The sequence below is a fragment of the Enterobacter cloacae complex sp. P27C genome (genome assembly GCF_014895705.1).
Taxonomy (GTDB): Bacteria; Pseudomonadota; Gammaproteobacteria; order Enterobacterales; family Enterobacteriaceae; genus Enterobacter; species Enterobacter bugandensis.
On the sequence record NZ_JADBQB010000001.1, the window covers coordinates 340,195 to 359,399 of the forward strand.

General features: G+C 53.2%; 22 protein-coding genes. 11 read left to right on the forward strand and 11 right to left on the reverse strand.

Translation table 11 applies throughout. The features are described from left to right. The first annotated feature begins 29 nt into the window (after nt 1-29). The 3 genes from icd to IM291_RS01675 all read left to right on the forward strand — a co-directional run bounded on the left by icd (nt 30) and on the right by IM291_RS01675 (nt 2,020). On the forward strand, nt 30-1,280 hold the full coding sequence (icd, locus tag IM291_RS01665) for an NADP-dependent isocitrate dehydrogenase (protein ID WP_003857898.1): 1,251 nt from the start codon (nt 30-32) through the stop codon (nt 1,278-1,280). Between the two features lie 77 nt (nt 1,281-1,357). After that, nucleotides 1,358-1,705, forward strand: a complete 348-nt coding sequence (locus IM291_RS01670) for a DUF1304 domain-containing protein (RefSeq protein ID WP_028012754.1) — start codon at nt 1,358-1,360, stop codon at nt 1,703-1,705. Between the two features lie 69 nt (nt 1,706-1,774). Continuing rightward, nucleotides 1,775-2,020, forward strand: a complete 246-nt coding sequence (locus tag IM291_RS01675) for a DUF2543 family protein (protein ID WP_192985963.1) — start codon at nt 1,775-1,777, stop codon at nt 2,018-2,020. A 1-nt stretch (nt 2,021) separates the two neighbouring features. Here the strand turns inward: IM291_RS01675 and IM291_RS01680 are convergent, their stop codons facing one another. Beyond that, entirely contained in the window at nt 2,022-3,521 is a 1,500-nt protein-coding gene (locus tag IM291_RS01680; protein WP_192970920.1) for an EAL domain-containing protein, read from the reverse strand. A 172-nt stretch (nt 3,522-3,693) separates the two neighbouring features. Here IM291_RS01680 and IM291_RS01685 point away from each other — a divergent pair, with 172 nt between their 5' ends. Beyond that, complete coding sequence (locus IM291_RS01685) at nt 3,694-5,178, forward strand: sensor domain-containing diguanylate cyclase (RefSeq protein WP_236300255.1); 1,485 nt, start codon at nt 3,694-3,696, stop codon at nt 5,176-5,178. Between the two features lie 278 nt (nt 5,179-5,456). Continuing rightward, the gene (locus IM291_RS01690; protein ID WP_028012758.1) at nt 5,457-5,705 is read left to right on the forward strand and encodes a GlsB/YeaQ/YmgE family stress response membrane protein; all 249 of its coding nucleotides are present in this window, start codon (nt 5,457-5,459) and stop codon (nt 5,703-5,705) included. Nucleotides 5,706-5,831: 126 nt separating this feature from the next. On the opposite strand, the gene IM291_RS01695 is transcribed toward IM291_RS01690, so the two are convergent. Both IM291_RS01695 and IM291_RS01700 read right to left on the reverse strand, forming a co-directional pair. Continuing rightward, nucleotides 5,832-5,930 carry a YoaK family small membrane protein gene (locus tag IM291_RS01695; protein WP_014883431.1) on the reverse strand — a complete coding sequence of 33 codons (99 nt, stop codon included), beginning with the start codon at nt 5,928-5,930 and terminating at the stop codon, nt 5,832-5,834. Nucleotides 5,931-5,975: 45 nt separating this feature from the next. Beyond that, nucleotides 5,976-6,995, reverse strand: a complete 1,020-nt coding sequence (locus IM291_RS01700; RefSeq protein WP_192986156.1) for a sensor domain-containing diguanylate cyclase — start codon at nt 6,993-6,995, stop codon at nt 5,976-5,978. Nucleotides 6,996-7,303: 308 nt separating this feature from the next. Between IM291_RS01700 and IM291_RS01705 the strand changes: the two genes are divergently transcribed. Together IM291_RS01705 and IM291_RS01710 are read left to right on the forward strand one after the other, a co-directional pair. Further along, entirely contained in the window at nt 7,304-7,558 is a 255-nt protein-coding gene (locus IM291_RS01705; protein WP_045261615.1) for a DUF333 domain-containing protein, read from the forward strand. Between the two features lie 80 nt (nt 7,559-7,638). Further along, nucleotides 7,639-7,944 (forward strand): hypothetical protein, encoded by a 306-nt coding sequence (locus tag IM291_RS01710; RefSeq protein ID WP_028012761.1) that lies wholly within the window; start codon nt 7,639-7,641, stop codon nt 7,942-7,944. On the opposite strand, the gene IM291_RS01715 is transcribed toward IM291_RS01710, so the two are convergent. Further along, complete coding sequence (locus tag IM291_RS01715; RefSeq protein ID WP_049136794.1) at nt 7,945-8,289, reverse strand: DUF488 domain-containing protein; 345 nt, start codon at nt 8,287-8,289, stop codon at nt 7,945-7,947. Between the two features lie 101 nt (nt 8,290-8,390). Between IM291_RS01715 and IM291_RS01720 the strand changes: the two genes are divergently transcribed. Continuing rightward, on the forward strand, nt 8,391-9,098 hold the full coding sequence (locus tag IM291_RS01720; protein WP_028012763.1) for a CTP synthase: 708 nt from the start codon (nt 8,391-8,393) through the stop codon (nt 9,096-9,098). A 31-nt stretch (nt 9,099-9,129) separates the two neighbouring features. On the opposite strand, the gene IM291_RS01725 is transcribed toward IM291_RS01720, so the two are convergent. After that, nucleotides 9,130-10,317 (reverse strand): CynX/NimT family MFS transporter, encoded by a 1,188-nt coding sequence (locus IM291_RS01725; RefSeq protein ID WP_192985964.1) that lies wholly within the window; start codon nt 10,315-10,317, stop codon nt 9,130-9,132. 99 nt (nt 10,318-10,416) lie between these two features. On the opposite strand from IM291_RS01725, the gene IM291_RS01730 reads away from it, so the two are divergent. Next, nucleotides 10,417-11,208 (forward strand): helix-turn-helix transcriptional regulator, encoded by a 792-nt coding sequence (locus IM291_RS01730; RefSeq protein ID WP_045261611.1) that lies wholly within the window; start codon nt 10,417-10,419, stop codon nt 11,206-11,208. Here IM291_RS01730 and IM291_RS01735 read toward each other — a convergent pair. Continuing rightward, nucleotides 11,192-11,638 (reverse strand): DUF441 domain-containing protein, encoded by a 447-nt coding sequence (locus IM291_RS01735; RefSeq protein ID WP_008500737.1) that lies wholly within the window; start codon nt 11,636-11,638, stop codon nt 11,192-11,194. The genes IM291_RS01730 and IM291_RS01735 overlap by 17 nt on opposite strands. Before the next feature lie 144 nt (nt 11,639-11,782). Between IM291_RS01735 and yoaI the strand changes: the two genes are divergently transcribed. Further along, complete coding sequence (yoaI, locus tag IM291_RS01740; RefSeq protein WP_088205013.1) at nt 11,783-11,887, forward strand: small membrane protein YoaI; 105 nt, start codon at nt 11,783-11,785, stop codon at nt 11,885-11,887. Between the two features lie 5 nt (nt 11,888-11,892). Here yoaI and IM291_RS01745 read toward each other — a convergent pair whose 3' ends face one another. The 3 genes from IM291_RS01745 to yeaG all read right to left on the reverse strand — a co-directional run bounded on the left by IM291_RS01745 (nt 11,893) and on the right by yeaG (nt 15,791). After that, complete coding sequence (locus IM291_RS01745) at nt 11,893-12,399, reverse strand: YbaK/prolyl-tRNA synthetase associated domain-containing protein (RefSeq protein ID WP_049136801.1); 507 nt, start codon at nt 12,397-12,399, stop codon at nt 11,893-11,895. 99 nt (nt 12,400-12,498) lie between these two features. Then, nucleotides 12,499-13,782, reverse strand: a complete 1,284-nt coding sequence (locus IM291_RS01750; RefSeq protein ID WP_028012767.1) for a YeaH/YhbH family protein — start codon at nt 13,780-13,782, stop codon at nt 12,499-12,501. 74 nt (nt 13,783-13,856) lie between these two features. Further along, nucleotides 13,857-15,791 (reverse strand): protein kinase YeaG, encoded by a 1,935-nt coding sequence (gene yeaG, locus IM291_RS01755; protein WP_014883443.1) that lies wholly within the window; start codon nt 15,789-15,791, stop codon nt 13,857-13,859. Between the two features lie 430 nt (nt 15,792-16,221). On the opposite strand from yeaG, the gene IM291_RS01760 reads away from it, so the two are divergent. Then, entirely contained in the window at nt 16,222-16,968 is a 747-nt protein-coding gene (locus tag IM291_RS01760; RefSeq protein WP_048959711.1) for a MipA/OmpV family protein, read from the forward strand. A gap of 78 nt (nt 16,969-17,046) precedes the next feature. On the opposite strand, the gene IM291_RS01765 is transcribed toward IM291_RS01760, so the two are convergent. Together IM291_RS01765 and gapA are read right to left on the reverse strand one after the other, a co-directional pair. Further along, nucleotides 17,047-17,931, reverse strand: a complete 885-nt coding sequence (locus tag IM291_RS01765; RefSeq protein WP_192985965.1) for a D-hexose-6-phosphate mutarotase — start codon at nt 17,929-17,931, stop codon at nt 17,047-17,049. 75 nt (nt 17,932-18,006) lie between these two features. Beyond that, complete coding sequence (gene gapA / locus IM291_RS01770; protein ID WP_006809136.1) at nt 18,007-19,002, reverse strand: glyceraldehyde-3-phosphate dehydrogenase; 996 nt, start codon at nt 19,000-19,002, stop codon at nt 18,007-18,009. Nucleotides 19,003-19,205: the final 203 nt, after the last annotated feature.

Below are 19,205 nucleotides of genomic sequence, written 5' to 3' on the forward strand. Positions count from 1 at the left end.
ACAACCAGAAGCGCTCGAAGGAGAGGTTAATGGAAAGCAAAGTAGTTGTTCCGGCGGAAGGTAAAAAGATCACCCTGCAAAACGGCAAGATTAACGTTCCTCACAATCCGATTATTCCGTTCATCGAAGGCGACGGTATCGGTGTAGACGTTACCCCGGCAATGCTGAAAGTGGTTGATGCCGCTGTTGAGAAAGCCTACAAAGGCGAGCGTAAAATTTCCTGGATGGAAATTTACACCGGTGAGAAATCGACGCAAGTTTATGGCCAGGACGTCTGGCTGCCAGCGGAAACGCTGGACCTGATCCGCGACTACCGCGTTGCTATTAAAGGCCCACTGACCACTCCGGTCGGCGGCGGCATCCGTTCCCTGAACGTGGCGCTGCGTCAGGAGCTGGACCTGTACGTGTGTCTGCGTCCGGTTCGTTACTATCAGGGCACCCCAAGCCCGGTTAAGCACCCTGAACTGACCGACATGGTTATCTTCCGCGAAAACTCAGAAGACATCTACGCGGGTATCGAGTGGAAAGCGGACTCTGCTGATGCAGAAAAAGTGATTAAATTCCTGCGCGAAGAGATGGGCGTGAAGAAAATTCGCTTCCCTGAGCACTGCGGTATCGGCATTAAGCCGTGCTCTGAAGAAGGGACCAAGCGCCTGGTGCGTGCGGCCATCGAATACGCGATCACCAACGACCGTGATTCTGTGACCCTGGTTCACAAGGGCAACATCATGAAGTTCACCGAAGGCGCGTTCAAAGACTGGGGCTACCAGCTGGCGACCGAAGAGTTCGGCGGTGAGCTGATCGACGGCGGCCCGTGGCAGAAGATCAAGAACCCGAACACCGGCAAAGAGATCATCATTAAAGATGTGATCGCCGATGCGTTCCTGCAGCAGATCCTGCTGCGTCCTGCTGAATACGACGTGATCGCCTGTATGAACCTGAACGGTGACTACATCTCTGACGCCCTGGCGGCACAGGTGGGCGGTATCGGTATCGCCCCTGGCGCGAACATCGGCGACGAGTGCGCCCTGTTTGAAGCAACCCACGGCACTGCACCAAAATACGCAGGCCAGGACAAAGTGAACCCAGGCTCTATCATCCTCTCCGCAGAGATGATGCTGCGTCATATGGAATGGTTCGAAGCCGCAGACCTGATCGTCAAGGGTATGGAAGGCGCGATCAACGCGAAAACCGTAACGTACGATTTCGAACGTCTGATGGAAGGCGCTAAGCTGCTGAAATGCTCAGAGTTTGGCGACGCGATTATCGCGAACATGTAATCCAGATTCTGGGTTAAACAAGAGCGGGGGCCTGAGGGTTCCCGTTTTTTTTGCTTCTGCCTGCGGGAAATAACACGATGCTCGCTACTGTTCTTATCGCTGTCGTTGCATTCATCCATATCTACATTCTTGTGCTGGAAATGTTCCTGTGGAACACCAGAACAGGGCACAAGGCTTTTAATCTGCGTCCCGATTTTGCGCGCGACACCCGCGTGCTGGCCGCGAATCAGGGGCTGTATAATGGTTTTCTGGCTGCGGGTCTGCTCTGGAGCCTCTGGCTTGGTGAAAAGGGTATATCTGTTGCCATCTTCTTCCTGACCTGCGTGTTGATTGCCGGACTCTTTGGCGCAGCGACCGCCAGCCGAAAGATACTGTACGTTCAGGCCATACCTGCTCTTGCAGCCCTGCTTGCCCTGCTTATCTGACGCAACGCGTTGGTTAACCGTACGTCGTCGGATATACTTGTGGCTTCACCCTCAGAGATTAACGCTGTTATGAATAACGAAATCCCACTGAAGTATTATGACATCGTCGAAGAGTACGCGACGGAAGCCACAAAGCCCGTGAGTGAGTCAGAGCAGGACTCGTTGGCGCATTATTTCCAGCTGCTTCTCACGCGTTTGTCGAATAATGAGGAGATCGATGAGGAAGCTCAGCAGGAGATGGCGCATGAAGCCGGGGTTCGTGCCGAACGTATTGATGATATTGCGAACTTTCTCAATCAGTGGGGAAACGAGTAACCTACCGCGCGATCCCAGCGAGTCGCTTCGCAAGCTCGCTTCGGGTGACGGATTTTGAGAAATACCATCCCTGAATCAGCGCCTCGGGGTATCTTTCAGCAATAAAGCGATACTGTATTTCGCTCTCTACGCCTTCGAAAACAAGCGTTTTATTCAGTTTTGCGAGGGCGTCGCTAAAAATGACAAAAATGTTCTGCTTGTAATGTTCACTGATGCCATCGACCAGCGACTTGTCGATTTTGATCTCATCATATTCAAGCAGCGAAAGCCTTGCCAGGTTTGAGTTTTGCACCCCGAAGTCATCAATGGATATTCTCACGCCAAGGTTTTTTAAATCCTTGCAGAAATCTTCCAGAATATTCCCCGTTGAAATGGCTTTTTCAGAAAGCTCGATTTTGATCAGAGAGAGCGGAATGTTATTAGCTAAACAGCTACGGCGCAAAATGCTGATAAACTGTCCGTCTTCAATTTCCGTTCGGCCAACATTGAGTGAAACAACCAGATGATATTTAATAATAAGTGGCGCGATATCCGAAAGGGATTTTTGGAGAATATTAATATAGTAATTTTTATACAGGCCAATTTTTTTGATTAATGGAATAAACAGTTCCGGGGAGACGTCACCGTATCTTGCGTCACGCCATCTCGACAAGACCTCCACGCCTACAATTTTTTTATCCTCAATCCGAACAATGGGCTGGTAATGAACGCCGATGGTATTAGTGATAACAGCTTTGACCAGCGTCCGCTCCAGGGAGAACCGGTCCTCGTTGAGTCGAAAGAAAAAGAGCGTTATTGCAATCCAGATAAAACATAAAATGACCGCGAGAACGATAAATAAAACGGGAGATAACGAGGCCAGTCCCGCGTTGTGATGCTTCACAATGACGCACAAATCCCACGTGGTGCTGCACCGGGTGAGGGTCAGGGTAAACAAGGAGGAATTCAGTTCGCTCTGCTGGTTTAATTCAGGCGTAGCCGAAAAAAACGTTCTGCTTAAGTCCCTGGTGGTGGTGCTCAGAGAATAGCTCTCCGTAACCGGGGTGAATTTATCGTAAGCATAGCGGGAGGTGAAGATAATGTGATTATTATAGATGGCCGCATTGCCGGTAAAAAAATCCTTTCTCGAAAATTGCGCGAGGAGAAATCCTCTGGGCGTTTCATGGAGCTCTTCAGGAAGCGAGACAGGATTAACGAGTTTACCCCAAAAAGCGGTACAGACTATTTTTCCCTTTTCAATAAAACCGACGTCAGCGACATAGCGGCTTTCGAGCTTGACCTGCCGGTAGCGATCGAGGCTATCTCTGTCGCATCCCTGTGTGGTCAGGTTTTTGAGCGTCTGCGCCATGCTCTGGGTCAGACTTTCTGAATGCTGTAAAAGGGTTCGGGAAATCTCAAGCTGTTTGCTTTTCTGCTGGCTCCCGATAACTGCATTAACCGCAAAAAGAGACAGGAAGACCAGAAACGCTGAAACGATAGTAACGGCAATGATCTTTTTCATTTTCCAGATACCCTGTCCGCTCCCTCATCTCTCAAATCTTATCACAGGCAGTGCAAGCTACAAGCCTGATAATAACGGCAGCCGTTATGCTTAAGTGCAATTTGTTTTCCTCTTAACCTGAGCTTTGTTACAGTGACAAGAGTTGTCAGCCAGGGATGCCAGGCGTGATAAGGTGGAAAAGCTCGTGCATGTGAAAAATACTTTTTACACAACAACCATTACCGTCATCATTGTCTCATTGATTGTTTCATTGTCGCTTGCCGTCCAGATTGCCACGTCCCGACAGCAGTCAATCCAGCAAATCAATACCAGCGTTGCCAACCTGAGCCATACCCTTAACGTCTACACGGAAGGGATCATTCGCCAAAGTGAAATGTTGATTACCACCGTTTCCGACACAATCGAAATTTATGGTATGACCCCCCAACAGGCGATCAATATTCAGCGAATGATAAGCAATCAGGATAATCTTCTTACTCAGATTAATAATGTGGTTGTCTATGATGCGCATGGGGATATCTTCACTGCATTGCACAAGAATTTTGCGGGCCCCCATAATGGCGCGGACAGGGCATTTTTTGTCTATCACAAGGAAAATAAAAGTCAGCAGATTTATATCGGTGAGCCGGTGATAAGCAGAACCAATGGTAAATGGGTTATTACTCTTAGCCGACGCCTTGAAACCCACACCGGTGCATTTAACGGTGTTGTGGTGGTGACGCTGGGTATCGAAAATTTTCTGGCGCTTTATGGACAAATTAATATTGGTCACGCGGGCGTTATTGGTTTAACGACGCAAGCAGGCGTTTTACTGATTCGTTATCCCTTTAAAAATAACTATATCGGTACGATTTTTTCTGACTCACCTCTCTTCAGAAAATACCTCAAGGTACAAAATACAGGGATAGCCAGCTCTGTCTCCAGGTTTGATAAAATCGAACGCATTTATGCCTATGAGAAAAACAGGCGCTACGGACTGGTTACGACGGTAGCGGTAAGCATTGATGAAGCCCTTTCACCGTGGCGCAAGCAGGCGATTCAGCTTGCCGCACTTATTTTGGTGTTTACCGCGACGCTCATCGTGGCGTCCTGTTTCCTCTATTCCGACTTATCCAGAAAAGCACGGGATAACAAAGCGCTAAAGATTATTGCCTCGGAGGATGCGCTGACAGGGCTTTATAACAGGCGCATCTTTGATGAAAAAATCCTCTCGGAAATTGCGGCGTGTGCGGCAAAGGACGCGCCGGTTTCGCTGCTCCTTGTGGATGTGGACTACTTCAAAAAGTACAACGATAACTACGGTCATCCGGAAGGGGACAGATGCCTGGCGTTGCTGGGAAACTGCCTCAGGGAAAGTCTCACCCGCGACAACCAGATTGTGGCGCGGTATGGCGGGGAGGAGTTTGCGCTGATTTTGCCTGAAACGGATATCCAGGAGGCGCTCCGCCTTGCGCAGACGATTATTCGCTATGTTTTCTCTCAGCAAATTGAACACGCGTTTAGCCCCTTCGGGCGGGTCACGGTAAGCGTAGGGGTCTCCAGTGCGCGTGCTGTCAACATCGCGGGTAGCCAGCAGAATATTATTAATGCTGCCGACCAGGCGCTCTATCAGGCAAAACGCGGCGGGCGCAACCGGCACGCTTTCGTTGGGGCTTGATCAAAAAAAAGCCCACTCATGAGTGGGCAAGAAATACTGGAAGCAATGTGAGCAATGTCGTACTGAATACCTGAGTGTTTATCTCAACTATTCAGTGTTGAGAAAGATAATCTTTCTCAACAAAAGATGCAACCCCACAGTTCTTGTGGAAGGGCATGTTGATGAAGAAATGCGCAGACTCTCTCTGTGAGGCTTATCACAAATTTCCTTTCTCAGATCCTGTGCTATCCTTTTTGTGTCGTTGATTTAATGACAAAAACCATACAGAGAGGAAAGTTATGGGAATTTTATCCTGGATTATCTTTGGGCTTATTGCGGGTATTCTGGCGAAGTGGATCATGCCGGGCAAAGATGGCGGTGGGTTTATCGTCACCATAATACTGGGTATTGTCGGCGCGGTAGTCGGCGGTTGGATCAGTACGCTGTTCGGTTTTGGTAAAGTCGATGGCTTTAACTTCGGCAGTTTCGCGGTCGCGGTGATCGGCGCGCTGGTTGTGCTGTTTATCTACAGAAAGATCAAAAGCTAATACTGAAGCGTTAAAAAGGCTGCCATATGGCGGCCTTTTTACGTAACGGGTTTACCACCAGCCAAATTGCGTGCCGGCAAACGCCACGACGGCAACGATCAACATTATAAGGGTGGTTTTTCTCATTTATGCCCCCGGAGCAGCGTAACCACCGACAAAAAACCACGCCAGAAACACCACCGCCGTTATAAAAATAACGACCGGGAAGAGGATCCCTATTCTCATATCATCACCTGTTTCGGTTTTTATAACGCCGTAGAGTGTACGGGGTTAATCCATCGCGAGAAAGCCTGTTTTGCTTTTTCCTTTCTTATCCTGAAACATCGCGATATCCGCGGCACGTAACGCACTGTCCGGATCGGTTACGCCGGGATCCACTTCGATAACGCCGAGGCTGGCGCCAGGATAAATGATGCTGATGCTACCCAGCCAGTATTCCCCCGCAATTCGGGCGCTGAGGCGCGTTCTGAGAAGGTGGATTTGCTCCTCATTCTCGACGTTGCTCAGAGTGGCCACCAGAAACTCATCGCCGCCCAGCCGGCCGATGATATCGTCCTGCTGTTTTTCTGCGGTCAAACGCTTGCCCACTTCAATCAGGAACTGGTCGCCTGCTTCATGCCCGTATCGATCGTTAATCAGTTTAAAATCATCCAGATCGATAAAGGCAATGATGGCGTTACGTTTCAGATGCCGCGCCAGCGAAAACAGGGTGGTCAGATCCTCAAAAATGGCGCGACGGTTGGGTAACCCTGTAAGGGCATCTGTGTAGGAGTGGGCGATAAGCGCCGCGTTGGCTTCACGGAGCTGGGTCACCAGAGACTCTTTCTGAATGTACTGACTAATTAACCCGGCGAAGAGTTTTAACATCTGCTCGCCGCGCGCGCTGAGCGGTTTTTTTGCCGTGCTGGTGGCGCAGAGCGTACCGTAAAGCGAGCCATCGGCAAGATGAACGGGGATGCTCATGTAAGTGGTAATGCCGAGTGCTTTCGCCGCTTCACACTCCGGCCAACGCTCGGGGACATCGTTACTGAATAATGTGTCGCTATCCAGCGCGCGCTTACACAGCGTTTCATCCCATGGCACGCTTAACCCTTCCGGGATAGTCATCTGCTTGCTGTTTCGGGCATAGAGGATGTGCTGCAGCCGGGCTGTTATATCCACCTTCGTCAGATACGTCGACTCCATGTCGGTGACGATTTCCAGCATCTCCAGCAGCTGACGAACGAGGCTTTCAAGGGATTGCTCGGTGGCAAGGGTTTCTGAAACGCGAGCGAGGATAAGATCCGACATGACGTAGAATGACTCCCAGGCAGAAGACGTCTGCATCTGCATGTTATGCTGAATTTTTAGGCTTCCGGCATAGTAAAACATGAATATAGAAAATTTAATATATGGAGAGGTAGGCAGCAGGCGGGAAAAAAAGCCCCGTTGTTGAGAACGGGGCAAAGACATCTTGATTACGGAATGATGTTCTCTGGTCAAAGTGAGAACATGCCAGACTGTAGCGTTGAAAAGTGCAGTTAGAATGGAGAAATCATGGAGAAAGCGGCGACAAGCCGTTACCCTTAGCCAATGATGATGTCAAAAGGATCAACAAGATGAGATTTCTGCTACTGGCGCTGGCGCTTCCCCTGGTTGCCTGCACCGCAAAAACAACCCCACCCGATGCCCCGAAACCGCCGCACGCCGTGGGCATGGCGAACCCGGCTTCCGTTTACTGCCTGGAAAAGGGCGGGGAACAGGTCCCAATTCAAAGCCCGCAGGGGGTCCGCACCGAGTGCAAGCTGCCCGGTGGCGAAGTGATCGACGAATGGACGCTCTATCGTCGCGATCATCCGCAACCTGCCAGGTGACAGAGGGACAGTAGCTGCGATACACTTCTCTTTAGGATTATTCTTAGCCAATTTCTGGCTACCGTTACCGCGAGAGAAGTATGTTTCAGCTTAAACCGGGCAGCGTGGCGATGATCGTCGGTGCCCGCACGGCGTCAGGCCGTCGCAATATTGGTAAATCTGTGGAGCTATTTGGTCTTTGCCAACCCGGCCAGCGTTTCGTTAACCCGGTCAACGGCGTGATGACGCAGTTACCCGCAAGCGCGGACCGCGCGCTCTGGCTGGTGACGGGAGACGTCTACGCCTTTGACAATCAGCACGGCTTTGCGTTTGTTCGCGCCGAACACCTGATGCCGCTCACCCCGGACGAAGCTCCGCAAATTCAGGATGAGCTGACGGTCGGCTGATCACAGATGGCGCAGCCAGTCGGCTAAGACCAGAGCGTGATTCTGCTTCGTGTCCTTCGCGCCGTAGAGCAGGGTTACGGTCTGCTTTTTCGCCAGCGCCGCCAGACGCTCTCCTTCGTCCTTATGCTGCGCCAGCTCTTCCTTGTAGGCTTTAGTGAAGGCCGCGAAATCAATCGCTTCGCTATGAAAGTCCTTGCGTAACGCGCTGGATGGTGTGAGCGTTTTACACCATTCGTCATACGCGAGGTCCGTTTTTTTCACCCCACGGGGCCAGAGCCTGTCCACCAGAACCCGATAGCCATCGTCCGGGCCTGCCTGTTCATAGACGCGTTTGCACTGAATCATAATTCCACCCTCCCAATTTAAGGTATTGTGATAATTGCAGAAGATCGGTAGTCTGAGGTTCCTTATGTTATCTGATAATACTCTGGCATAAGGAACCTTTCATGGAACACCTCCCGGTTAAAACGACGCTGCGCATTGCGCTGGTTGGCGATTACAATCCTGATGTTATTGCACACAAGGCGATCCCGCTGGCCATTGACGACGCCGCCGCGGTCCTTGACCTCACCGCCGATTACGACTGGCTTGCCACCACGGAATTAACCAGTTCTGAGGATCTGGTGGGCTACGATGCCATCTGGCTGGTTCCCGCAAGCCCCTATAAAAATACCGAGGCGGCCTTTATTGCCGCACGCTACGCGCGTGAAAACAGCATTCCGTTCCTGGGCACCTGCGGTGGGTTCCAGCATGCGTTAATTGAGTATGCCCGTAACGTGCTGGGCTGGAGCGACGCGGCACATGCTGAGACGGATACCGAAGGCACGATGGTGATTGCGCCGCTGACCTGCTCGCTGGTGGAAAAAACCGATGCCATTGAGCTGCGCAATAATACGTTGATCGCGAAGGCCTACGGAAAGCCGGAAATCGTAGAGGGTTATCACTGTAACTATGGCGTATCGGCGGCGTTTGCTCAGGAACTGGAGAGCGGTGATATGCGCGTGACGGGCTGGGACGAGCAGGGGGAAATTCGCGCTGCGGAGCTGGTGACCCATCCGTTCTTTGTGATCACCTTATTCCAGCACGAGCGTGCTGCGCTGGAAGGGCGTCCGGTGGTGCTGGTGCAGGCAATGCTGCGCGCGGCGCGCGGGTAAAAAAGGCAGACCCGATGGTCTGCCACCGTGTTTATCGGGGCGCGATTTCCCGGTCGCGCCCGGCAAGTACGCCGCAGATGGCCATGACGACAGCGGCCAGCGCGCAGGCGAGAAGCGGGATCCGCCAGTCTCCAGCCGAATCGTGAATTTTACCCATCAGCGGCGGACCGCAGGCGGCGAGCAGATAACCAATAGACTGTGCCATACCGGACAACGCTGCCGCCTGGTGTGCGGAGCTGGCGCGCAGGCCGATGAACGTCAGGCCGAGGATCATCGTTGCCCCGGTACCAAAGCCAAACACCAGCGTCCACATCACCGCCATCTCAGGCATAAACCACAAACCCGCCGCGCTAACCGCGCACATCAGCCCAACCGCTCCGGCGATGGTTCGCTGATCCTTCAGGCGCTGGAGGACGAGCGGAACGGCAAGCCCCGGCACGGCTGTGGCAAGCTGTAAAAGGCCGTGCACCGAGCCGGCCTGCGCTTCGCTGAAGCCGTGGCTGAGCAGTATCGCCGGCAGCCAGCCGATGATGACATAATAAATCAGCGAGTTAATCCCCAGAAAGAGCGTCACCTGCCAGGCGAGTGCCGAGCGCCAGATCGCGCGGTTATGCAGCGCGCCTGCGCCCGTTACGGTTGCGACGTGTTTTTGACGCCACTGCGGTAGCCAGAGCAGCAGTGCGACCAGCGGAAACGCCATCAGCATCAGCAGCGCGCCGTGCCAGCCCGCATTACCCTGCGCCAGGGGAACAATCAGCGCCGAGCCAAACGCGGCAGAGACACCCATCGTCAGGGAATAGGCGCCGGTGAGTTTTGCCACCTGACCCGGAAAGTCACGCTTAATTAAGCCGGGCAACAGCACATTCCCCAGCGCGATCCCGCAACCAATCACCGCCGTTCCGATGAAAAGCAGGGTAGCGGAAGGCAGGGAGCGAACCGCAATCCCGATGCAAATCAGCATCAGGGCGATAAACAGGCTGCGCTCCATGCCGATACGCCGGGCAACGCCCGCCGCGAGCGGGGAGACAAGAGCAAAGGCCAGCAGGGGCAGGGTGGTCAGCAGACCGGTTTGCGCCGTGCTTAAGCAATAATCAAGGCGAATAGTATCGAGCAGCGGCGCTGCGCCGGTAAAGGTGACGCGAAGCGTGGTGGCAATCATCAGGATGCCTGCAATTAACAGCGCGCCCTGTTTTCCTGAGGTGCGAAGAGCAGTAGTCATTGTGTTCTCATACGTTCAAGCGAGCGCACACAATACCGATTTTCTCCGCGGTTGAAATCAGGCTAAAATGACAGTTTATCGCTAATATCGGACAACCTGATGATTGGTCTGGGACTGGACGGCTACGATCCTGATAGCCAGCACGATGCGGCCGTCGCGTTTCGCATCCGCGTGGTGACGGAAGAACAATATATTCCACAGCATCAACACCGTAAGGGGCAGCTGATTCTGGCCCTTGGCGGCGCGATCACCTGCGAAGTGGAAAATGCGATGCTGATGGTACCGCCCCAGTATGCCGTCTGGATCCCAGGCCAAATGCCGCACAGCAACAGGGCCACGCCGGGGGCGCAGCTCTGCTTTTTGTTTATTGAGCCTGGTGCCGCCAGCCTGCCCGACCGCTGCTGCACCCTGAAAATCTCTCCCCTGGTGCGGGAGCTGATTTTATCCCTGGCGGAAAAACCGCGAGAACAGCTGCATCTTGCGGCCACATCGCGTCTGGTGGACGTCCTGTTTGACGAACTGCCGCTCCAGCGCCAGGAGCATCTGCAGCTGCCCGTCTCTCCCCATCCTAAAATCCGGCTGATGAGCGAGAAGATGGCGGAAGAGCCCGCCGCCTGGCAGACGCTGGCACAGTGGGCGAGCCATTTCGCGATGAGTGAACGCAACCTGGCGCGGCTGGTGGTCAAAGAGACCGGTTTAAGCTTTCGCCGCTGGCGTCACCAGCTTCAGCTGATCGTGGCGTTACAGCATTTGATTAGCGGGAAGTCGGTGCAGCAGGTGGCACAGTCTCTGGGCTATGACTCTACCACCGCGTTTATCACCATGTTCAAAAAGGGGCTGGGCCAGACGCCGGCGCGTTACATGGCCAGCCTGACTATGACTTCCCGATAAACAGGGACACCAGCCCTGCCGCAATCAGCGGGCCTACCGGCACGCCGCGGAAGAGCGCCACGCCGAGTACCGTGCCCACCAGCAGGCCCGCCACCAGCGAGGGCTGGCTGCTCATCAGCGTCACGCCGCGTCCGCCCAGCCACGAAACAAAAATCCCCACCGCGATCGCCACCAGCGATTTCCAGTTCACAAACGAGTGCAGCAGCGTTGAGGCGGGAAGGGTGCCGCTGGCGATGGGAGCCATCACCCCGATGGTTAAAATGATGATCCCGATGGTGAGGCCTTGTTTTTCTATCCACGGGAAAAAGGTATTTAACGGGGTCACGCGCACAATAATCAGCACCAGAATCGAGATGGCGACGGTGGTGTTATGGCTGATAAAGCCGAGCGCGGCGAGCGCCAGAAGAATGAGCAGAGTTGGGTCAAACATGGGGGATCCTTGCCAGAATAATTATCCTGCTTACTGTACGCGTAAACGCGGCGGAGGACAGCGTTTAAAAGATTTTATCGCTGTCATTACCCTGTCATTTACGCGGATTAAAACGAAGGCAGGTATCGCAAAGGGATCGCCATCATGAACGATCACATGTTTGTTGAAACGCTCATTATCTCCTCATCGTTTTTCGCTATTGCCGTGATTCTCGTCGCCTCCGTGCTGTTTCTGGAAAGAAGAGGCTAGCGCCGTCACGACGACGGCTTATGGAAGTTTACAAGCTCAGGACGGGCAATGCGCAGGTAATCCTGGGTGTCCATAATCACGGATTTCTCCAGTAAACCGGCGTTAAAGGCAATTTCGTCGAAACGCTCGAACAGCAGCGGGTCGGCCACCAGCGCCAAATCAGGATGGAAGCTAAAGGGCGGGATCGCGCCAAAAACGCAGGCGGTAAGGGTATCGACCTCGGCCGGGCTGGCGAGGGAGGCTTTAAGCCCGCCAAAATGGCTGGCAAGCTGGCTCAGATCGGCCTGCAGGTCGGCGGCCAGAATCGCCAGTACGTGTTTTTTAACGCCGTTGCCCTTCACCTTGCAGACCAGGGCTTTTGCCCCCTGGCGCAGATCGGTCCCGCGAATTTCACTCACCGCTTCGCATTTCCCCACCGCCTCGTGCTCCATGACGCGAAAACGCGCGCCCTGCTCGGTGAGTAAGGTAATCAGCTGATGGTGGGTACTTGTCCCCATAACGTCGTCAGTCATCACAATTTTCCCGGTGATAATCCAGTATGCAGCTTGCTACATTAGCACGGGATAAACGGGGTCGAAAGAAAACAGCCAGCGGATTCGCTGGCTGTTGGGTTATGCGTTGCTGGTAGCAGATTGCTTGTGGAACAGCTCCCTGAACACAGGATAAATATCATCCTGATCGCGGATATGCTGCATGGCAAAGTTATCGAACATGGACTGCAGATGTTCATATTCCCGCCACAGGGTCTGGTGGGCGCGACGGGTAATTTCGATATAGCTGTAGTAACGCACCACCGGCAGAATTTTCTTCGCCAGGATCTCGTGACACAGCGGTGAGTCGTCGGCCCAGTTGTCGCCATCCGACGCCTGCGCGGCATAAATGTTCCACTGCGCCGGGTCGTAACGCTCTTTCACTACTTCATCCATCAGCTTCAGGGCGCTTGATACGATGGTCCCCCCGGTCTCCTGGGAGTAGAAGAACTCATGTTCATCCACCTCTTTGGCCTGGGTGTGATGGCGGATATAAACCACTTCCACGTTCTTATAGGTTCTGCTCAGGAACAGGTAGAGCAGGATATAGAAACGCTTCGCCATATCCTTGGTGGCCTGGTCCATCGAGCCGGAGACGTCCATCAGACAGAACATCACCGCCTGGCTGGAGGGTTCGGGACGTTTTTCGTAGTTCTTGTAGCGCAGGTCGAAGGTATCGATAAACGGCACGCGGTCGATCTTCGCTCTTAGCTCGGCAATCTCTTTACGCAGGCGCTCCTCTTCCAGCAGCTGCGCCGGCTCCGTGTTTTCCACGACCTTCAGGCTGCTCTCCAGCTCGCGCAGTTCGCGACGTTTGCCTGCCGTCATGGCCGTGCGACGCGCCAGAGAATTCTGCAACGAACGCACAACGCTGATATTGGCGGGCACGCCGTTAGCGGTATAGCCCGCGCGATGGGTTTTATACTCGTTAAGCTGACGATGCTGATTCTTTTTCAGATTCGGCAGCGCAAGGTCCTCAAACAGCAGGTCGAGATATTCATCTTTCGAAATCTGGAAAACGAACTCATCCTGGCCTTCACCGTCCTGGCTGGCCTGCCCCTGACCGCTTCCTGAACCACCGCCGCCGCCCTGAGGGCGCTCAATCCTGTCGTTCTGAACGAAGTGGTCGTTACCTGGATGAACGCGATGGCGCAGGCCGCCGCGCCCCTGATGAAACATCGGTTCGCTGATGTCATCGGTAGGGATGGAGACAGACTCGCCGCTGTCGACGTCGGTCACCGAGCGTTTGTTGATGGCCTCGGAGATCGACTGTTTAATTTGCGCTTTATAACGGCGCAAGAAGCGCTGGCGGTTCACCGTGCTCTTGTTTTTGCCGTTAAGACGCCGGTCAATAAACCAGGTCATATACCCCCCGTACTGCATTTGCCAACTTGCGTTTTTGTTGGCCCGGCAGGCGTAGGCGCTACCGGGCACTTGTTTTAGGACGATTTACGCACGCGCAGATACCATTCGCAGAGCAGGCGAACCTGTTTGCGGGTGTAGCCTTTTTCCATCATACGGTCGACAAAATCGTCGTGTTTCTTCTGCTCGTCGGTTGAGGTTTTGGTGTTGAACGAGATCACCGGCAGCAGCTCTTCGGTATTGGAGAACATTTTCTTCTCAATAACCGTGCGCAGCTTCTCGTAGCTGGTCCAGTTCGGATTGCGCCCGTTATTATGCGCTCTGGCGCGCAGGACGAAGTTCACAATCTCATTACGGAAGTCTTTCGGGTTGCTGATCCCGGCAGGCTTCTCGATTTTTTCCAGCTCCGCGTTCAGGGATTCACGATCAAACAGCTGGCCGGTATCCGGGTCGCGGTACTCCTGATCCTGGATCCAGAAGTCAGCATAGGTGACATAGCGGTCGAAAATGTTCTGCCCGTATTCTGAATAGGATTCCAGATAGGCCGTCTGGATCTCTTTGCCAATGAACTCGGCGTATTTCGGGATCAGGTAGCCTTTCAGGAACTCAAGGTAGCGTTCAGCCTGCTCCTGCGGGAACTGCTCGCGCTCGATTTGCTGCTCCAGGACGTAGAACAGATGAACCGGGTTGGCCGCCACTTCCGCGTGGTCGAAGTTAAAGACCCGTGAGAGGATCTTAAACGCGAAACGCGTGGAGAGGCCGTTCATCCCTTCATCAACCCCGGCGTAATCGCGGTATTCCTGGTACGATTTCGCTTTCGGGTCGGTATCTTTCAGGCTTTCACCGTCGTAGACGCGCATTTTCGAATAGATGCTGGAGTTTTCCGGCTCTTTCAGACGCGACAGGATGGAGAAGCGCGAGAGCGTTTCCAGCGTGCCCGGAGCGCATGGCGCATGCACCAGCTCACTGTGGTTAAGCAGTTTTTCGTAAATTTTGATCTCTTCGGAGATCCGCAGGCAATAAGGCACCTTGACGATGTACACGCGGTCAAGGAAGGCCTCATTGTTTTTGTTATTACGGAAGGTCACCCATTCCGATTCGTTCGAGTGGGCGAGAATAATCCCGTTAAACGGCAGGGCGGAGATCCCTTCCGTACCGTTGTAGTTCCCTTCCTGGGTCGCCGTCAGCAGAGGATGCAGCACTTTGATCGGTGCTTTAAACATCTCGACGAATTCCATAATCCCCTGGTTGGCGCGGCACAGCGCACCGGAATAGCCATAGGCATCCGGGTCGTTTTGTGCGAAGTTTTCCAGCTTACGGATATCGACTTTACCCACCAGCGCCGAGATATCCTGGTTGTTCTCATCACCCGGTTCCGTTTTGGCGATAGCGATCTGCTCCAGTATGGATGGCCACACTTTCACGACGCGGAATTTGGTGATATCACCGCCAAATTCGTGCAGGCGTTTTGCCGCCCACGGCGACATAATGGTGCCGAGGTAGCGACGCGGGATGCCAAACTCTTTATCCAGAATTTGCGCATCTTCCTGCGGGTTAAACAGGCACAGCGGATGGTCGTTCACCGGGCTGCGTTCGCCGTTGGCGCTCAGCACATAAATCGGTACGCGCTGCATCAGCGACTTCAGGCGTTCAGCCAGCGAGGATTTACCGCCTCCGACGGGGCCGAGTAAATAGAGGATCTGTTTCTTCTCTTCCAGACCCTGGGCGGCATGCTTCAGATAGGAGACAATCTGTTCAATGGCATCTTCCATACCATAGAACTCTTCGAACGCCGGATATCGGGCGACCACCCGATTCGAAAATAGACGGGAAAGCCGTGGCTCCAGGGCAGTATCAACCATGTTTGGCTCACCGATAGCCATCAATAGCCGTTCTGCCGCATTGGCATAGGCACTGCGATCTTGCCGACAAATGGTAAGAAACTCCTGCAGTGTGAACTCTTCGTCCTTGGCAGCTTCGTAGCGCTGGCGATAGTGATCGAATATATTCATGGCATGCCGTCCTTTCGTTTTTTAGCACAGGATAAGAGCCGTTCGTATGAGTAGTGGAGGCTCCCGGAAGAGAATCTCTCGCACCCCACTGCCAGAGCAGCAACCTGTGTGCCAGGTCAGACGCTAAGAACCGCAGGTGTTCAGGAAAACTCTTCTTAAATTTAAGCGTAGATGGCATTTGCCAAACTTGCATGCTGAGAAAAACTAATTTCAATGACATATCAATAACTCATCCAAAAATTTCCACCCTGGTTATAAGGCTTAAGCACGTTTTTCATGCATCGGTCATATAAATGAAAGCGGGTTGTCATCTGAAAAGTTAAAAATAATGGGTTAATCAGACTGATTAGCAGGCAAAAAATTTTGGGATGTACGGGAATGGCGGTTACACTTCACCCGCTGATTATTTGACTACAGGAAAGAATGGATTGTGACCAAACTCAAACTTCTGGCATTGGGCATCCTTGCCGCGACCGCAGTTAGCACCGCTCAGGCGGAAAGTCAGTGGACGGTGGGTGCGGGCGTTGGCGTCATTAACAGCCCATACAAACAGTATGACCGCGATGTTTATCCTGTACCCGTTATCACCTATGAAGGCGATAACTTTTGGTTCCGCGGTCTCGGCGGCGGCTACTATCTGTGGAACGATACGGCCGATAAGCTTTCTATCATGGCCTACTACGATCCAACGCACTTCAAGCCAGGCGACAGCGACAGCCACGCGCTTCGCCAGCTCGACAAGCGCAAAAGCACCATGATGGCCGGGCTTTCATACGTGCATAACACCCAGTATGGCTTCCTCCGTACGGCCCTGGCGGGTGATACGCTGGATAATAGCAACGGCTTTATCTGGGATCTGGCGTGGTTGTATCGCTATACCAACGGTGGGCTCACCCTGACGCCGGGTATCGGCGTGCAGTACAACAGTGAAAACTACAACGACTATTACTACGGCGTCTCTAAAAACGAGTCCCGCCGCAGTGGGCTGAAAAGCTACAGCGCCGATGATGGCTGGGATCCTTACCTGGAGCTGACCGCGAGCTATAACTTCCTTGGCGACTGGAACGTCTACGGTACCGGCCGTTACGAGCGTCTGAGCGACGAAGTGAAGGATAGCCCGATGGTTGATAAGTCCTGGGCTGGCATCTTCTCGGTGGGTGTGACCTACAAGTTCTGATTGTGCATTATCGCGGTGCAATCATTGCATCAAAACGGGGCGCTTGCGCCCCGTTTGCTTTGGTGTGGTGCAGCGACCTTATCGCTTAACGATGCGAATTGTCTGCCCTAAACGAGACGGCTTTTCCTCGCTCGCTTTCTGCGGGGTGGTTACGCAGGCCGTTTCCACACAGACGAACGTTTTGTAACCGTCATCAGGGATGTCGGCCATGCTGATGGAGAGTGCAGGCCCCGGGTTCCAGCCCACCACGTTGCTGTGATGGTGATGAACCACCTCAATGCCGCGGTTCAGAGCACCGTCGTGGATCATGCTGCACGCTTCCGGATGCAGATAGACGCGGTCAGTACGGTCAGGGAACGTCTGAACGCCGTCGCTCAGCTTACCTTCCTTCGCGTTATCAACTTTGTCGATAAAGGTATCGCCCAGGCCGCTCACCTTCACTGCATTGATGTCACCCACGTTGAAGTAGGTATGCAGGGCAGAGGTGGTCTCGAACTCGCCGTGGGCTTCCAGCTCAATCTCGCAGCTCTGACCCAGTTTGAAGCGGGCATACAGGGTGAAATCATGTGGCCACAGGGCGCGGGTTTCATCATTAGCCTGCAGCTCAAAGGTCAGCACTGCGCCGTTGTCATCTTCGTTATGCGCTTTCAGCGTCCACTGCTGGTTACGGGCGAAACCGTGAGAAGGCAAACCCGGCTGTGCGGACGGGCCAAACCACGGCCAGCAGATCGGTACGCCGCCGCGAATCGCATCCCCTTTTTTGAACGAGGTGGCGTCACTCAGCCACAGCGCTTCCGCTTCGCCTTCCGGTTTCCAGGAGAGCAGGTGTGCGCCGTTCAGCGCCACGGAGGCTTTAACGCGCGGGTGGTCAACGACGATAACGTCAGCACCGTCAATCTGACGGCGGGAGAGCACAGGGGTAAGTTGTTCGACTACCGGAAGTGCAAAAATTTTATTTATCATTAAGCAATCCTCTGTCTAAAAAACAATAAAAAAGGCGACCGAAGTCGCCTTTTTGGATCAATCACTCATCTCAACTTATTTGGAGATGTGAGCGATCAGGTCCAGTACTTTGTTAGAGTAGCCAGTTTCGTTGTCGTACCAGGAAACCAGTTTCACGAAGTTGTCGTTCAGTGCGATACCTGCTTTAGCATCGAACACGGAAGTGCACACTTCGCCGTTGAAATCGGTAGATACAACATCGTCTTCGGTGTAACCCAGAACGCCTTTCATTGGGCCTTCGGAAGCAGCTTTGATTGCTTTCTTAATTTCTTCATAAGAAGCAGCTTTTTCCAGACGAACGGTCAGGTCAACAACGGATACGTTAGGAGTTGGAACGCGGAACGCCATACCAGTCAGTTTGCCATTCAGTTCTGGCAGTACTTTACCTACAGCTTTAGCAGCACCGGTAGAGGATGGGATGATGTTCTGAGCCGCGCCACGGCCGCCGCGCCAGTCTTTGTGAGACGGGCCGTCAACGGTTTTCTGGGTAGCGGTGGTCGCGTGAACGGTAGTCATCAGACCTTCGATGATACCGAAGTTGTCGTTGATCACTTTAGCCAGCGGTGCCAGGCAGTTGGTGGTGCAGGATGCGTTAGAAACGATGTCCTGGCCAGCGTAAGTTTCGAAGTTTGCACCGCGAACGAACATTGGGGTGTTGTCTTTGGAAGGACCAGTCAGAACAACTTTCTTCGCACCCGCAGTGATGTGTTTACGTGCAGTTTCGTCGGTCAGGAAGATACCGGTTGCTTCAGCAACAACGTCAACACCGATTTCGTTCCATTTCAGGTTAGCTGGGTCTTTCTCAGCAGTAACGCGGATGGTTTTGCCGTTAACAACCAGGTGGCCGTCTTTCACTTCAACGGTGCCGTCGAAACGACCGTGAGTTGAGTCGTACTTCAGCATGTACGCCATGTATTCAGCGTCCAGGAGATCGTTGATACCAACGATTTCGATGTCAGAACGTTTCTGAGCAGCACGGAAAACAATACGGCCGATACGGCCAAAACCGTTGATACCTACTTTGATAGTCATATATTCCACCAGCTATTTGTTAGTGAATAAAAGGTTGCCTGTAAAATTACAAAAACCTTACGCAGCGTCAAGCGGAATCGTGTCAATCATTGCGACAAATCAATCCTGTGACTAACGTTTGTGCGACTGACTCGCCTCACTTTCCCTTTGAGCTTGCAACCACATGGGGGCTGCGCCCGGAATTTTAAAGTCCTCGCAGGATA

Coding starts and splice junctions, on each gene's coding strand:
- IM291_RS01725 (WP_192985964.1), bottom strand. CDS start 10,317: ATGACTACTGCTCTTCGCACCTCAGGAAAACAGGGCGCGCTGTTAATT.
- IM291_RS01690 (WP_028012758.1), top strand. CDS start 5,457: ATGGGAATTTTATCCTGGATTATCTTTGGGCTTATTGCGGGTATTCTG.
- IM291_RS01750 (WP_028012767.1), bottom strand. CDS start 13,782: ATGACCTGGTTTATTGACCGGCGTCTTAACGGCAAAAACAAGAGCACG.
- IM291_RS01735 (WP_008500737.1), bottom strand. CDS start 11,638: ATGTTTGACCCAACTCTGCTCATTCTTCTGGCGCTCGCCGCGCTCGGC.
- IM291_RS01745 (WP_049136801.1), bottom strand. CDS start 12,399: ATGACTGACGACGTTATGGGGACAAGTACCCACCATCAGCTGATTACC.
- IM291_RS01720 (WP_028012763.1), top strand. CDS start 8,391: ATGGAACACCTCCCGGTTAAAACGACGCTGCGCATTGCGCTGGTTGGC.
- IM291_RS01715 (WP_049136794.1), bottom strand. CDS start 8,289: ATGATTCAGTGCAAACGCGTCTATGAACAGGCAGGCCCGGACGATGGC.
- IM291_RS01700 (WP_192986156.1), bottom strand. CDS start 6,995: ATGTCGGATCTTATCCTCGCTCGCGTTTCAGAAACCCTTGCCACCGAG.
- IM291_RS01670 (WP_028012754.1), top strand. CDS start 1,358: ATGCTCGCTACTGTTCTTATCGCTGTCGTTGCATTCATCCATATCTAC.
- yeaG (WP_014883443.1), bottom strand. CDS start 15,791: ATGAATATATTCGATCACTATCGCCAGCGCTACGAAGCTGCCAAGGAC.
- IM291_RS01705 (WP_045261615.1), top strand. CDS start 7,304: ATGAGATTTCTGCTACTGGCGCTGGCGCTTCCCCTGGTTGCCTGCACC.
- IM291_RS01765 (WP_192985965.1), bottom strand. CDS start 17,931: ATGATAAATAAAATTTTTGCACTTCCGGTAGTCGAACAACTTACCCCT.
- yoaI (WP_088205013.1), top strand. CDS start 11,783: ATGAACGATCACATGTTTGTTGAAACGCTCATTATCTCCTCATCGTTT.
- IM291_RS01680 (WP_192970920.1), bottom strand. CDS start 3,521: ATGAAAAAGATCATTGCCGTTACTATCGTTTCAGCGTTTCTGGTCTTC.
- gapA (WP_006809136.1), bottom strand. CDS start 19,002: ATGACTATCAAAGTAGGTATCAACGGTTTTGGCCGTATCGGCCGTATT.
- IM291_RS01675 (WP_192985963.1), top strand. CDS start 1,775: ATGAATAACGAAATCCCACTGAAGTATTATGACATCGTCGAAGAGTAC.
- IM291_RS01730 (WP_045261611.1), top strand. CDS start 10,417: ATGATTGGTCTGGGACTGGACGGCTACGATCCTGATAGCCAGCACGAT.
- icd (WP_003857898.1), top strand. CDS start 30: ATGGAAAGCAAAGTAGTTGTTCCGGCGGAAGGTAAAAAGATCACCCTG.
- IM291_RS01695 (WP_014883431.1), bottom strand. CDS start 5,930: ATGAGAATAGGGATCCTCTTCCCGGTCGTTATTTTTATAACGGCGGTG.
- IM291_RS01710 (WP_028012761.1), top strand. CDS start 7,639: ATGTTTCAGCTTAAACCGGGCAGCGTGGCGATGATCGTCGGTGCCCGC.